This window comes from Dickeya sp. CFBP 2040 (assembly GCF_012273755.1).
In the GTDB taxonomy this organism is placed as follows: Bacteria; Pseudomonadota; Gammaproteobacteria; order Enterobacterales; family Enterobacteriaceae; genus Dickeya; species Dickeya poaceiphila.
This window is the reverse complement of the sequence record NZ_JAAVXH010000056.1, coordinates 46,632-60,409: the sequence shown is the minus strand read 5'-3', so window position 1 is coordinate 60,409 and position 13,778 is coordinate 46,632. Positions and strand designations below refer to the sequence as shown.

Genomic DNA, 13,778 nt, shown 5'->3' with positions numbered 1-13,778 from the left:
TCTATATCCTTTCCTCTATGATATAACCCAGCAGGATGGTGTCCTCCGGGCGCTTTTTGTCCGCTATGTCCAGCGAATCCGGGGTTTCGATGAAAAATCCCGCAGCAGGAGAGTGGCAGAGCATCGGCGTATTGGGTACCAGCGCCGGCGGCCTACGGATGAGCAGCAACGCGCCGGGATTGAAGATATCACCAATCGGTGATTCGACCTTCACCGCCACCATGTTGGCTTCTTCTGCGAAAAACCAGGTTAATGGATATTGAACCACTAACTGGCCAATCTTGTGTTGCCGTACTGATAATAATTGTGACTGTGGGATAACAGGAATTGCCGCCGGATTTTTGTTCCCGTCAAAAGAGATGGTGTTGTTCAGACGTTCAACCTTTTCCAGATCGTAATCTTCAATTTCCTCGCAGGACACGCCGAAGAAGTCGGAGATGCGATTGATGGTAGATTGCTGAACCTTATTGACCCTACCTTCAAGAATTTTGTAGATAGTGGTACGTGTTACACCTGTACGATTAGAAAATGAGGCTTTGGTTTCGCCTCTGGTACGCATCAGATATTCAATATTTTTAATGATATTGGTTTTGCGCTGAGCATTGGTTGTTTTCATGGGCGTCCCTTCTCAGGTCAGTTCTCAGACAGGTTCATCTTACGATAACGCGTTAGTTTCACCTATCCCCATCAGGTAGAAAAAGTTAGCTATCCTGGCGTGTCGTGGGCGGTTGAGACGGGAAAAAACGAGAGAAATCGTATGGATTTATTCAGTGGATTGTTGGTTCCTGTAAGGGAGCTATGAAAAATGAACATTAAAGATCATAATTTGTATATTAATTTGTTGACTTGCCTGTTTTTATTGCTATAAGGTTTAATGAAATTAATTAATGTGCATAACGCGAATAATCGCTAATAACCATAAGATATAATTAAATAGACTAATTATTGTTTCTGACGTCACTGACGTAAATAGTCATACATCCGACACCAGGGAACCGAGAACGGATGTGTTATCGCTTCAGGGAGGCGTAGAAAATACGCCGTATTTTCCCTTTTATGACGCTGCGCTTATGCGCAGCGTTTTTGTTTTATTAGCTTGCTGGTATGATTTTTTCCTCTGGTTCCAGCGTGATATCACTGTTGCCATATGGCAGCGGCGCGAAGATGAGTACCGTTTGTTGATTCTGGCGCTGCGTGGCTGCGTCTGGGCAATTGTCGGTATAATGTGGCGAAATGTGGTTAATGTTATTAAAAATCAACACACTATATCGATAAACAATTGAATAACACCCTTGCGGCGTTTTTCGTTATTATGCATTTCTCTCAAACCTGTACCTGATAGGCGCTATGGAACGTTTTCTGGAAAATACGATGTACGCTGCACGGTGGCTGCTGGCTCCGGTTTATCTGGGGCTGTCGCTGGGATTACTGGCGCTGGCTATCAAATTCTTTGAAGAAATCTGGCTGGTTCTGCCGAACATTTTTTCCATTGAAGAATCTGATTTGATCCTGACACTGCTGTCACTGGTGGATATGACGCTGGTGGGCGGGCTGCTGGTCATGGTGATGTTTTCCGGCTATGAAAACTTTGTATCGGCACTGGATATCGGCGAGGACAAGGAGAAACTGAACTGGCTGGGAAAAATGGATGCCAGTTCGTTGAAAAACAAGGTGGCGGCCTCGATCGTGGCAATTTCGTCCATCCACTTGCTGCGGGTGTTTATGGATGCCAAAAACGTGCCGGACAACAAGTTGATGTGGTATGTGATAATCCACCTGACGTTTGTGTTGTCTGCTTTTGTGATGGGCTATCTGGACTGGCTGTCTCGTCACGACCATCATGCCCATCACGGTGCTGATAACGCTCACGATAAGCATTGATGAAAACGGTATGTTGATATGAAGCGCCCCCGACCACCGGGGGCGTTTTTTCTTCCGCCGCGTTTTTTCTGCTTATCGTAAGTGGCTTCAGAGTGCGATCACGTCCACCAGACAACTCATGGCGTTGGGGCCCTGGGTTAACGGTGATGTGCCGATATCGTGGGTCAGCACGTTGGCATTGCCGGACTGTTCCACCGCGTGCCATTGCGCCTGACCGAAACCCGGATCAAACCAGGCGCCGGTCGCCATGATCACTACCCCCGGCGTGACGCCGTCGGTCACCTCCACCCCGGCGTAAATGCGTCCGCGTTCATTACGTACTTCCACCCTCTCACCGTGGTGAATGCCGCGCACGGCGGCGTCCTGAGGGTGCATGTACAGGGTTTCGTGTCCGGCAGTTTTGTTGGCGGCGACGTGCGGTGTGCTGCCGAGCTGGCTGTGCAGCCGATCAGCCGGCTGGATGGAGATAAAGTGCAGCGGCCAGCGTTGTGTGGCTTCAGCGCCCAGCCATTCCACCGGTGGCTGCCATTGCGGGTGCGGCGCGAAATCCGGGTAACAGTAATCGGCGATGGTGCTGCTGAATAGCTCGATTTTACCGCTGGGTGTGTTGAGCGGATGAGCCGTCGGGTCGCGGCGGAATGCGTCGAAAAACACGAACGGTTGGTCATCCATCGGAATATCTACGTACCCTTGTTGCCAGAAACCGTCAAAATCAGGCCATGCTTCGCCGGCACGGCCCTGACGTTCCCGACAGGCAAGGTACATTGATTCCAGCCACTGCCGCTCGGTACGGCCTCCGTGGGTGAATGTTTCACCGTAGCCCAGACGCTGGGCCAGTTCGCTGAAGATGTCGTAGTCATGGCGGGCCTGATGCTGCGGCGCAATCGCCTGATGCATGGCGAACACGAAACGGTCACGTGAGGAACCGCCGATATCGTTTCTTTCCAGCGAACTGGTGGCAGGCAGCACGATATCGGCCATCTGCGCGGCGGCAGTCCAGACGATATCCTGCACGATGACCGTATCCGGGCGCTGCCAGCCTTCCACCAGTCGGTTGAGCTGCTGGTGATGGTGGAACGGATTGCCGCCGGCCCAGTGAATCAGATGGATATCGGGGTAAGTACGCTGCTCGCCGCAGAAGGTGTAGGCTTCGCCGGGGTGCAGCAACATGTCGGCGATACGTGCGACCGGAATCGACTGGCCGGGATTGGGAACGGAGGGCGACGCGGGCGCGGGCGATGTCATGCGCTCGTTGCCGACGCTGTTCATCGAACCGTGACCAAAAGAGAAGCCGCCGCCGGGTAATCCTACCTGGCCGAGCATGGCGGACAGCGCAATCATCATCCAGTAAGGCTGCTCGCCACGATGGGCGCGTTGTACTGAATAAGAACAGGTAATAAAGCTGCGTATGCCGATCAACTGCTGAGCCAGTTTTTCGATGCGTGCCGCCGGGATACCGGTGATGGCGCTGGCCCATTCCGGGGTTTTGGCGATGCCGTCGCTGCGGCCAGTGAGATAATCGCGCAATTGCGGGTAACCGACACAGTGGCGTGCAAGAAAATCGTGATCTTCCGCGTCCCGTCGTTGGATCTCGTAGCCCAACGCCAGCATCAGCGCCACGTCGGTATTTGGGCGGATAGGAATCCACTCTGCGTTGACGAACGCCGGGCAGTCCTCCCGCATCGGGCTGATGTTGATAACCGGAATGCCGCGCGCTACCAGTTTCTCAAGCGCCGGTTTTAGCGTGTGATGCCCGGCACCGCCGGAAGCTACCTGAGCGTTTTTCAGCGCCAGTCCGCCAAAGGCAATGAACAGCTCACAGTGATCCGCCACGCTACGCCACTCAGTGACTTTGCCGGTCAACGGGTGGAAAGTGCCTATCACATATGGCAGGAAAAATTGCGCGGCTCCCCAACTGTAATTGCCGGTCTGGTCTACTGCGCCGCCGCCGGAGAAATAGAAACGCCGCACTTGTGAGCGGGCATGATGAAAACGTCCGGCGGAAGACCAGCCATATGACCCGGCGAACAGGCCGTCAGCACCGTAGCGATCACGTACCCGGCGGTTTTCTTCCGCCACCAGATCCAACGCCAGATCCCATTCCACCTCGATGAATGGTTCCTTGCCGCGCAGCGTGCGGTCGCTGTGTTCGCGTTTCGCAAGCCAGGAGCGGCGCACCGCCGGTTTGCGAATACGCTTGTCGGAATAGACCAGTGGTACGATGGAATCAAGCATGGGCGACGGGTCTGGATCGCTGGCAAACGGTTCGCAGCGGATAAGCCGACCGTCCTCAACGACTGCGGTGAATGCGCCCCAATGGGCGAGATGTGGATAACGCTTGATTGTCATAACATCCTCGGTGGGCAGGCTGTGCCTGTATAGATGAGGGCTAACCTATTAGGTAGCCTGTTATTTATTTGCCATCATACAAGTCTGCTACGGAGCAGACCAGTCAGCTCTTATTCCAATCAGACATGTGTTATATCGGGCCATAACGGTGTTATTTCCGGGCTGTGATACAGTCTGACGGAGGCTTCGCTCTCGATTGGCATGGCTACCAGAGCAAGCCGCGGTCATGACAGCAGCTTGCTCACACTACTGTCATGCACCAGCAGTACCTTGCTCGAAAGGAGTGAATCAGGAGGAGAACGCAATGAATTATGTGCAGGAAATGCGCCAGCTGATTGGGCATCGTCCGTTAATGCTGGCAGGATCTAACGTGATTGTGCTAAACGCGTGCGGACACGTATTGCTACAGCATCGGCTGGAGGGCTTTTGGGGGTTACCCGGTGGTTTGCTGGAGCTGGGCGAGTCGCTGGAGGAGGCGGCGATCCGGGAGGTGCGCGAAGAAACCGGCTTGCAACTGAACTCACTCGATTTTCTGAAAATGTTCTCTGGTCCCAGGCACTTTTTTACCTTACCGAATCAGGACCAAATCTACGTCATCACGGCCTTGTATGTCTCCCGTGACTGGCAGGGAGATATCGTGGTAGATAAAACTGAATCGCACGATGTACGTTTCTTCGATCTTCAGGCGTTACCGACACTGGGTGATGAGTACCGCGACTATCTTGAGTATTTTTTGTCATTACCATCATCGCCGCGTTAGCGTACGGACAGCGTTTACCGATATACATCCCGGTTATTGGAGAAACATCAGGATGTCGCCTCATCGTGTTTATTGGTTTTTCTGAGGCGGACATACCTGAGTGCCGAATGAAGATCGCTGACGAAAAAATCACGAACATGTGAGTGAAATTCACACATCAATCAGTACGGTGGTAAAGACCCTAAACGCCTTGACAGTCAATCTGTTGCTCGCATAGGGTGGAAACGACAATGGCGGTTGACGGGCCACGTTCTGCCAGCCGACGCTAACGGCGGCTTTAGCTTTACACATAGCCATAGCCTGACGTATTCGGTACGAAAATAATAAATTAAGGTGCTGCAACATGAGTCTTCTGACGACGTATCTGGGCAAACAGGTGCTGGGGGTGCTGGCCTGTTACCAACAAGGAAATGTGGTAATTCATATTTGCGGGGTTTATCCGCGTGCCGACAACAGCCTGCGGGTGTTTTTCCCGAAAGGACATGAGCTGACGGTAGGGGATTTAGCGACGGTGCACCTTGATAATCGCACCGGTGTTGATGAGTTTGACGCCAATATTTCTGTATATCGTGCGTCGTATAAAGGCCGGGTCGTCAGCGTGGATGAAGACTGGGTGATTCTGGCGCCGCGCGAATGCCAGTTGCTGCATGGCTTCACGCCGGTCGTGGATATTCGTGAGCCGGGCTATGTGTTCCCAACCGATAATCGGCCTGAACGACCCGTGCCGTTTACATCGATGACCGCACTGCCGGATACCGAGCGTAAAGATTTTACCAATAAAGTCGGTGTGTTGGTGACGATGGCGGAGCAGCAGCCGCATACCACGGTACTGGCGTTTCTCTCCTCCGTCGAGGACGATATTTTCCTGATTACCTTTCCGGAAACGTTCAAATCCAAACTGCTTAAACGTAACCCACACTGCTTTTTCGCTATGGATGAGCGCTCACATTACACTTTTGAGCGTTCAATCGAATGGAATTACACCCTGATTGAAGGTGATGCGCATCTGATTGACCCGGCGACGCCGTTATTTGAAGAAGTTCGTCATGCGTTCATCAATAAGAACCCGTGGGAAATGGCGTTTTTCCTGCGGCCCAATCTGGAGATGTATCACATTAAGAGCAGGCAACTGGTTTGCCCTGGCTCCCGCCAGCCTATCAATGAGGCGTGAAATATCCTTGCCTGATAACTCATACGCCCTGCCAATTGCAGGGCGTTATTTTAATGATTGCCGAGGCAATCATTAAAACATTATTTTTGCTTTAGAATGGGTTCGGTAACTGTTTTATAAGCAGCAGGTTATCTATTTTCAATCCGATTTGTAATACGGTGTCGGATTAATATTATCCGTTACGCTGTTTCATTTTTGTATTTCTTTCTTTGCGGGAATGTTTTTTGCGGCAGCTGTTTTTTGTCGGTTATTATCGAAAAGATATTTCTTTACTGGTCGATACTAAACAGATTTATCGATACAAAGCGGATTAATGAGTAGTAAAACGCGGGAAGATGGTCTGATTTAATCTGTACTTGCCCTGCTATCTCCGGCGGTGACAGCAGGGCTGGGTGGTGAACGAGATTATTTAAAATCTACCGTCATCAGTTCTGGCACACTGTACTGGCGGGTGGTTTCCACACACTTATCCACGTATTCAGTAAAGCGCGGCGGGTTTTTCATGCCCAGTTGCAGCAGTTTGCGGTTACTGAACTTCACGTTTAACTGGGCAAACGAACCGTACAGACGCATCGCACGCAGCATCAGGCGCTCGTTGCAAGGTCCGTATAGATCGCTGAAGCTGCTGCGCAGCTTGATAAGATCGTGATAACTCACCTGGCGGTAGTCTTCCCCCATAGGAGGACGCGACGCTGCCAGTGCCATTGCCTGGTCCACTTCGCTGAAACTTACGCTGGAAGCTTCGCCGGCGGAAATATGGTAGATATCATTAACCGCCTGTTCTGAGTTCAGCAGCATCAGGATTGCTTCAGCGCAGAAATCCACCGGGATGACGTCGATTTTGTCATCAAGCGAGCACATGAATCTCTTCAGTTTCATCGCCATTTCGAACACCCAGTAGATGCTGCTGGAAGGCTTACAGCCCAGACGCGAATGGCCGACGATAATAGACGGGCGCACAATCAGTAGCGGCATGGACGGACAGTGCTCACGCATCAGGTTTTCAATGGTAGCTTTGGACAGGGTGTATTCGACGATGTGCGATTTTTCCGTATCCAACTGGCCGCATTCCACCACCACCTGGTCTTGATCCGGTACGCAGGACATTGCAGTGCCGACCTGAATGAATTTACGCAGTGATTTAACCTGGCTCATGCGTTTGGCAAACGCCAGTGTGCCTTCTACATTCACTTTCCAGATCAACGGATTATTGCCAAAAGAGGCAATTGCTGCGCTGTTGATGACATGCGTGATGCTATCCAGTGCTGGATGCTGAAGGAAAGAGGCAGGTTCGGCCAAATCGCCAATAATAATATTATCTTGTGTTAAACGAGATAATGATAATTCCGAAATATCAAATTTACGCAGGTTATTTAAGATTCGTTCAAGACCATCTTGTTTAGTCTCAGCTCTGACCAGCATAAATATATTTTCAATCTGCTTGTCCTGAAGCGCTTTTTCCATAATCGCACCGCCCAGGAAACCGGTGGCCCCGGTGATGAGGATTTTTTTCATAATGTTAAGACCATTTTATGTAAAGGGTAGTGTTGTATGAATCGCACTCAGGTACAACGGTGACATTCTATTTCATGAGGTTCCAGGTTTTCAATTTCATAATCAACATTTCTCGTTCTGTTGTCTCTCTGTTTAGCTTTTTTGTGCTGTTGTGATTTTTTCTAATTATTTATTTTTATTCAAATATTAAGTGGAATTTTCAATTGTCACCGGCCAAATGATGGGGGTGGGGGAAACGCATAGACAGCAAAAAATAATGGTGGATTAAGGTAAATATGAAATGTCTTTTAATGGATATACCCGTCATACTTCAAGTTGCAGGTGTGTTGGCGGCGTTCGCTCACCCGAATCACTTACCTGAGTAAGCTCATCGGGATGAAATGAGAGACATCTTGTCTCTCACCGGAGGCCAGCCGTTGGCTGGTCAAATTCGTTCCCAACGAATTTGTCACTCCCTTGCCGCCTTCCTGCAACTCGAATTATTTTGGGTATAAAACCTGGCAGAACATACCAGACGAAGTCGCTATGTGCAGGAACCCCGCCCGGTTATACGGCCATATGACAGTCAACTCATATGGATAGCTTATGATCACGCATGATACGGGGCGCGACCTAAAACGTATACGTTACCGCAAACGTGCCCTCGCTCTGATTGGCGCTAAACACGATGGGGCTGTCTGATGCTTTATCGTTCAGGCGGGTATAACTGCCGCTGAGCGTAGCAGCCCAGTGTGGGTCAAACTGATGCATCCAGAACAGCGAAACAGACTGGCCGTACAAACCGCTTTCGGCCTGATAGGCGCGATAACCGGAGTTTTGGCTCTGCTGCTGGCTGACGCCGTAAAACAGATTGTTATAACGCGCGTCGCCGAACAGCAATGTGCCCTGTGCGCCCAGCGTATCCGATTTGTTCTGGAACAAGATGTCGGTCAGCGATGCCTGATATTGCACGCCCTGGCTGTCGGTCAACGGCAGAATTGCCTTCGCTTCCACCGACAACTGATCGGTAAATTGCCAGCCTAGCGCCACGGCGGTGTTCAGTACGCCATCAATCTTGCCCATTCCGCGTAATTTGTCGGAACCTGCGCGGAAAGAGGATTTTTTGTCGGTACGTCCAGGGGCGTAACCCAGCGTGTGCTCAAGATAAAACTGTCCGAACTGCAGGTCATAGCCAGCGCCTTTAGCGGTATCGAAAAAGAAGGCACCCTGGCGGGCCTGAATCACTGGCAGCAGATCCCAGGCTCGTTCATCAGAGCCGCTGTAGCGCGGCGCATTGTGGGCGGCGAGGCCAAGGGTAACGCCATCCTGTTGACCGGGCGCGGTGTCGTCAGCCCAACAGGCGTTGCTGCCGACTAAGAAAAGAGTCGCTATGTAAAAGGGAATATGTCGCACTATCATCCTGTCGGAACTCCTTAAAGCGGGAAAGTGATGTTGCCTGATACTGGCGTTTTCGTGCCTCCTTGCACGAAGGCGTTGAAGTATACACCTCTGCATCACTCTCCTGTCGGCGAATTTATGAAGAATTATTAAGAGAACGACGATGAGTCCGAAACGCATGTTGATAATTGAAGATGACGCGGATGCTGCCAACGTGCTGGAGACTTACCTGAAGCGCAATAATTTTCAGGCGCTGCTGACGATGTGCACGATTGACTATAGGTTTCCCAATGGGATAGGCGGTAATAGGTTGGGATAAAACCGATTTTTTTTAGCAATCTTGACGGGTTATTGATGAAGTGTGGAAATAATCTGGAAATGTGCGTGGTGTAATAGTAGCCAGTTGGTAACAGGACCCCTTCATGATGAATACCGAGTTCACCTTTTTTCCCCTTCATTGCCTGGCCCGTCAAGGAAGGCGCGTGACTTTTCGCGCTGGCGGTTTGGCAGCCTTGTTGTTGCTGGCTGTCAGCCTGCTGTCTGGCTGCGATGGTGCCAGCAGTGAGCCTCCGGCTGCGCCGCTGCGCCCGGTTCGCACGGTTACCGTCGAGCCGTCTACTGCCGGTAAGGTGTTGTCGCAAGTCGGGGAGATTCGCCCGGCGGAAGAAACCTTGCTCGGATTTCGTCTTGATGGACGCGTGGTGTCACGCCCGGTCGATGTAGGGACGATGGTAAAGAAAGGCGAGGTGGTCGCTACGCTGGATAGCCGTGATAGCGAAAACCAGTTGCAGAGCGCCAAAGCCGATCTGACCCGTGCGGTTGCTGCGGAACGTCTGGCGGAGCAGAACCTTAACCGCATGAGGCAACTGGTGCCTAACGGTGCGATTTCCCGTGCGCAATTGGATGAGGCAAGGTCTAACTGGGCATCAGCCGTATCTGTGCGTGAAAGTGCGCAGGCCAGCGTCAAAACCGCTCAGGATCGTCTCGGTTATACCCGGTTGTACGCGCCTGTTGCCGGGGTGATTACTTCGGTCAGCGCCAATCCCGGTCAGGTGGTGAATGCGGGTCAGGAAGTGGTGCGGCTGGCGACGTTTGCAGGCCGTGATGCAGTTTTTAATGTTTCCGAACGTTTGATTACCAGCGGCCTGAAAGATCCGCTGGTGATGGTTTCATTGTTGTCCAATCCTGCTATCAAAACCCAGGGACATGTGCGTGACGTGAGTCCGCAGGCTGATGCAGAAACCCGTACCTGGCGGGTGCGGGTTTCGCTCATCGACCCGCCGCCAGAAATGGTGCTGGGCGCAACGGTGGAAGGCGGAATCACGCTGCCCGGCAACAGCGCTATTGAGTTACCCGCCTCGGCGTTGACCCGTCAGGGCGATAATCCAGCGGTGTTTGTGGTTGACCCACAGACGCAGATGCTGCGGCTGCAACCGATCACTCTGCGTCATTACAGCGAGACACAGATCGTTGTCGCAGGCGGTCTTGCTGTTGGTGACAAGGTGGTCACCGCCGGCGTGAGTAAACTGCGGGCTGGTGAGAAGGTCGCCCTGGCGGAGGCGAAATAATGCCATCCGGATTCAAGCAAAAGTGGAATTTTTCTGCCTGGGCGCTGGCTCATCAGCAACTGGTGGCTTTTTTTATGCTGGTGATTGTGGTGGCGGGCGTGATGAGCTACCAGCGGTTGCCGCGCAACGAAGATCCGGCCTTTACCATTAAAACAGCGGTGGTGTCCGCCAGTTGGCCGGGGGCCACGGTGCAGGACACCGTCAGCTTCGTGACCGATGTGCTGGAAAAGAAGCTACAGGAAACGCCTTATCTTGATGTTCTTGAGAGTTATAGCCGCCCCGGCGAAGCGGTGATTTTCGTTAATCTGCGCGACGATACGCCGCCATCCAGAGTAAAGGACATCTGGTACACCGTCCGCAAAAAGATGAAGGATGTTGCTCCCAGTCTGCCGGAAGGGGTGGCTGAACCCGCCGTCGATGATGAGTTTGACGATACATTCGGCACCATATATGGCTTTACCGCCGATGGTTACTCGCCGCGTGAGCTGCGCGACAAGGTGGATGACATTCGCACTGCGCTGCTTGCTACGCCGGATATCGGCAAAATTGATGTGCTGGGCGCACAGGACGAGCAGATCATCGTGGCATTTTCACCCAGACAACTATCTGGCATGGGGCTGGACCTGCAACAGGTGACGGCGGCGTTGCAGGCACAGAATGCTGTTAGCCCGGCAGGTACTATCCGTACGGCAAACGACAAGGTGGAACTGAGGGTCAGCGGTGCGTTTGTTTCCGAAGAGAGTCTGCGTCAGGTAACGCTGCGCATTGGTGGCCGTTTTATTCCGTTGACCGATATCGCCACTATTTATCGTCAGGCAGCCGAGCCGCCAGCGCCGGCGTTTCGCGTGAATGGACAACCGGCCATCGGGCTGGCTATCTCAATGTCGCCGACCGGCAACATGCTGGATTTCGGTCAGGCGTTGCGTAGCAAGATGGCGACGATTAGCGCATTACTGCCATACGGTATTGAAGTCACTAAGGTGGCGGATCAGTCAGCAGTGGTGAAATCGTCGGTCAACGGTTTCGTTAAGGTATTGCTGGAAGCGGTGGTAATCGTACTGGCGGTGTCGTTCGTGTCGCTGGGCAGTCGTGCCGGGCTGGTGGTGGCGGCCTCGATACCGATTGTGTTGGCGATGACGTTTACTGGCATGGAAATAGCCGGCATCGGCCTGCAACGTATTTCACTGGGCGCGTTGATCATTGCGCTTGGGCTGCTGGTGGATGACGCCATGATTACGGTAGAGGCGATGGTTTCCAGCCTGGAGAAGGGCGAGGCCCGCGAGCAGGCTGCCACCCGCGCCTATGAAACTACCGCGTTTCCGATGCTGACCGGCACGTTGGTGATGGTGGCGGGCTTCATTCCGGTCGGGTTTGCCGCATCCAGCGCTGGCGAGTACTGCTACTCGCTGTTTATCGTGGTGATGATCGCGCTGCTCTGCTCCTGGGTGGTGGCTATCTTGTTTTCGCCGCTGATTGGTGTCTGGCTGCTGCCAAAAACGATGAGTGCGCATAAACACCAACTGCACGCAGGTCGGCTATCGCGGGCGTATGACCGGCTGTTGTCCGCAGCGCTGCACTATCGCGGTCGTACGTTGTTGCTGGCGGTAGCGCTGCTGGGACTGGCGATAGTAGCCGCCGGTCAATTGGAGGATGAGTTTTTTCCGGCGTCGGACAGGCCGGAACTGCTGGTCAGTCTGACGCTGCCGAACAATGCTTCGCAGCAGGCTACTGAGCGGGAAGTGGTGCGGCTGGAGCAGTCGCTGAAAGACGATCCGGATCTGGACCATTTCTCGACCTATGTCGGTGCTGGCGCGGTGCGTTTCTATCTGCCGATGGATGTGTTGCTACAGAATGAAAACATCGCGCAACTGGTGGTGGTAGCAAAAGGGTTAACAGCACGGGATGCGCTGCGCGCCCGGCTGGAAAAACGCCTGCAGCAGGATTTCAGTCATCTGGTGACGCGGGTGTCGCCGCTGGAACTGGGTCCACCGGTCGGTTGGCCGCTCAGATATCGGGTAACCGGGCCGGATATCGGCAAAGTTCGTGAGTATGCCACCGGTTTGGCGGCGCTGATTGGCAACGCCCCCGGCGCACGGGAGGTCAATCTGACCGCTGGCGAGCCAGAGCGCGCTATTCGCGTTGACATCAACCAGACTGAAGCGCGGGCGGTCGGCATCAGCTCGCAGGATGTAGCCAGCGCACTGGCGACCATTTTTTCCGGCACGACGGTAACCAGCGTGCGAGATCGCAACCGAATGGTTGGGGTGGTGGTGCGTGCGCGGGATGAAGAGCGTCAGGATCTGGATACCGTCGCCAGCCTGCAATTGCGCGCCGCTAATGGCCAGCGGGTGCCGTTGCGACAGATAGCGTCCGTCCGGTATGGCATAGATGAACCGATCATCTGGCGTCGTCAGCGACTGCCGTTTATTACCGTGCAGACCGACCTGGCGCCGGGCGTTCGTGCTCAGACGCTATCAGCCACGCTGGCACCACAGGTAGCGGCGTATCAGGCGAGGCTGCCGGCGGGTTATCGCATCAAAGAAGGCGGGGTGGTGTCGAAGTCTAATAAGGGCAACAATTCGGTGTATCAGGTATTGCCGGTGACGCTGCTGGTGATGCTGATTTTACTGATGGTGCAGTTACAGCGCTTCTCGCGCATGATGCTGGCGCTGCTGATGGCGCCGTTTGGGGTGATTGGCGTGGTGGCGGCGATGTTGCCGACGGGGACGCCGATGGGTTTTGTCGCCTTGCTGGGGGTAATTGCGCTGGCGGGAATGATCATCCGTAATGCGGTGATCCTGATTAGCGAGGTCGATGCGAACACAGCGACAGGTATGCCAGCCAACGACGCCATTATCCTTGCGGCCCGCCACCGCTCACGACCGATTCTGCTGACGGCGTTGGCGGCGATTTTGGGGATGATCCCTATCGCTACCCAGGTGTTCTGGGGACCGATGGCCTATGCCATTATCGGTGGGCTGGTGGTTGCTACGTTGCTGACATTGACGGTATTACCGGCGGCAATCAGCCTGGTAATGCAGTGGGAAGGGCGTGACAGATAAGTCAATCATCTCCGCCTCCGGCATTATCCTAAATGTTGGAGGCGGGGAATCAGAAGGTAAAGCGCACCGCCATCGGGGGGGCCTGATGACGATTG

The 13,778-nt window shown here is 53.3% G+C and carries 11 protein-coding genes and 1 pseudogene; 7 read left to right on the top strand and 5 right to left on the bottom strand.

Annotation, left to right across the window (positions count from 1 at the left end):
* Position 1 precedes the first annotated feature (1 nt).
* A complete protein-coding gene (locus tag Dpoa2040_RS07565) occupies positions 2-616 on the bottom strand; it encodes a helix-turn-helix transcriptional regulator (protein WP_168640885.1) in 615 nt (204 codons plus the stop codon).
* A gap of 391 nt (positions 617-1,007) precedes the next feature.
* On the opposite strand from Dpoa2040_RS07565, the gene Dpoa2040_RS07560 reads away from it, so the two are divergent.
* The gene (locus tag Dpoa2040_RS07560) at positions 1,008-1,283 is read left to right on the top strand and encodes a hypothetical protein (protein WP_168640884.1); all 276 of its coding nucleotides are present in this window, start codon (positions 1,008-1,010) and stop codon (positions 1,281-1,283) included.
* A 64-nt stretch (positions 1,284-1,347) separates the two neighbouring features.
* Positions 1,348-1,881, top strand: a complete 534-nt coding sequence (locus Dpoa2040_RS07555) for a TIGR00645 family protein (protein ID WP_168640883.1) — start codon at positions 1,348-1,350, stop codon at positions 1,879-1,881.
* A gap of 87 nt (positions 1,882-1,968) precedes the next feature.
* On the opposite strand, the gene Dpoa2040_RS07550 is transcribed toward Dpoa2040_RS07555, so the two are convergent.
* Entirely contained in the window at positions 1,969-4,230 is a 2,262-nt protein-coding gene (locus Dpoa2040_RS07550) for a molybdopterin-dependent oxidoreductase (RefSeq protein ID WP_168640882.1), read from the bottom strand.
* Positions 4,231-4,534: 304 nt separating this feature from the next.
* On the opposite strand from Dpoa2040_RS07550, the gene Dpoa2040_RS07545 reads away from it, so the two are divergent.
* Complete coding sequence (locus Dpoa2040_RS07545) at positions 4,535-4,990, top strand: NUDIX domain-containing protein (protein ID WP_168640881.1); 456 nt, start codon at positions 4,535-4,537, stop codon at positions 4,988-4,990.
* Between the two features lie 150 nt (positions 4,991-5,140).
* Here the strand turns inward: Dpoa2040_RS07545 and Dpoa2040_RS07540 are convergent, their stop codons facing one another.
* Entirely contained in the window at positions 5,141-5,281 is a 141-nt protein-coding gene (locus tag Dpoa2040_RS07540; protein WP_155683841.1) for a hypothetical protein, read from the bottom strand.
* 52 nt (positions 5,282-5,333) lie between these two features.
* Between Dpoa2040_RS07540 and Dpoa2040_RS07535 the strand changes: the two genes are divergently transcribed.
* Positions 5,334-6,161: a hypothetical protein gene (locus Dpoa2040_RS07535; protein ID WP_168640880.1), complete on the top strand. Its 828-nt coding sequence runs from the start codon at positions 5,334-5,336 to the stop codon at positions 6,159-6,161.
* Between the two features lie 405 nt (positions 6,162-6,566).
* Here the strand turns inward: Dpoa2040_RS07535 and Dpoa2040_RS07530 are convergent, their stop codons facing one another.
* Positions 6,567-7,676, bottom strand: coding sequence for an SDR family oxidoreductase (locus Dpoa2040_RS07530; protein WP_168640879.1), 1,110 nt, complete (start codon positions 7,674-7,676; stop codon positions 6,567-6,569).
* A gap of 612 nt (positions 7,677-8,288) precedes the next feature.
* Entirely contained in the window at positions 8,289-9,074 is a 786-nt protein-coding gene (locus Dpoa2040_RS07525; RefSeq protein ID WP_168640878.1) for a MipA/OmpV family protein, read from the bottom strand.
* A gap of 142 nt (positions 9,075-9,216) precedes the next feature.
* Between Dpoa2040_RS07525 and Dpoa2040_RS07520 the strand changes: the two are divergent.
* The 3 genes and pseudogenes from Dpoa2040_RS07520 to Dpoa2040_RS07510 all read left to right on the top strand — a co-directional run.
* Positions 9,217-9,312, top strand: a pseudogene (locus Dpoa2040_RS07520) (DNA-binding response regulator); the annotation flags it as partial.
* A 163-nt stretch (positions 9,313-9,475) separates the two neighbouring features.
* Positions 9,476-10,621, top strand: coding sequence for an efflux RND transporter periplasmic adaptor subunit (locus Dpoa2040_RS07515; protein ID WP_210423862.1), 1,146 nt, complete (start codon positions 9,476-9,478; stop codon positions 10,619-10,621).
* Positions 10,621-13,683 carry an efflux RND transporter permease subunit gene (locus Dpoa2040_RS07510; protein WP_168640877.1) on the top strand — a complete coding sequence of 1,021 codons (3,063 nt, stop codon included), beginning with the start codon at positions 10,621-10,623 and terminating at the stop codon, positions 13,681-13,683. The genes Dpoa2040_RS07515 and Dpoa2040_RS07510 overlap by 1 nt, the downstream gene beginning before the upstream one ends.
* Positions 13,684-13,778 lie beyond the last annotated feature (95 nt).

Bases quoted from the DNA above. Each gene is read 5' to 3' on its own strand.
- Dpoa2040_RS07540 (WP_155683841.1), bottom strand. From the start codon at position 5,281: ATGTGTAAAGCTAAAGCCGCCGTTAGCGTCGGCTGGCAGAACGTGGCC.
- Dpoa2040_RS07535 (WP_168640880.1), top strand. From the start codon at position 5,334: ATGAGTCTTCTGACGACGTATCTGGGCAAACAGGTGCTGGGGGTGCTG.
- Dpoa2040_RS07565 (WP_168640885.1), bottom strand. From the start codon at position 616: ATGAAAACAACCAATGCTCAGCGCAAAACCAATATCATTAAAAATATT.
- Dpoa2040_RS07545 (WP_168640881.1), top strand. From the start codon at position 4,535: ATGAATTATGTGCAGGAAATGCGCCAGCTGATTGGGCATCGTCCGTTA.
- Dpoa2040_RS07515 (WP_210423862.1), top strand. From the start codon at position 9,476: ATGATGAATACCGAGTTCACCTTTTTTCCCCTTCATTGCCTGGCCCGT.
- Dpoa2040_RS07555 (WP_168640883.1), top strand. From the start codon at position 1,348: ATGGAACGTTTTCTGGAAAATACGATGTACGCTGCACGGTGGCTGCTG.
- Dpoa2040_RS07510 (WP_168640877.1), top strand. From the start codon at position 10,621: ATGCCATCCGGATTCAAGCAAAAGTGGAATTTTTCTGCCTGGGCGCTG.
- Dpoa2040_RS07525 (WP_168640878.1), bottom strand. From the start codon at position 9,074: ATGATAGTGCGACATATTCCCTTTTACATAGCGACTCTTTTCTTAGTC.
- Dpoa2040_RS07550 (WP_168640882.1), bottom strand. From the start codon at position 4,230: ATGACAATCAAGCGTTATCCACATCTCGCCCATTGGGGCGCATTCACC.
- Dpoa2040_RS07530 (WP_168640879.1), bottom strand. From the start codon at position 7,676: ATGAAAAAAATCCTCATCACCGGGGCCACCGGTTTCCTGGGCGGTGCG.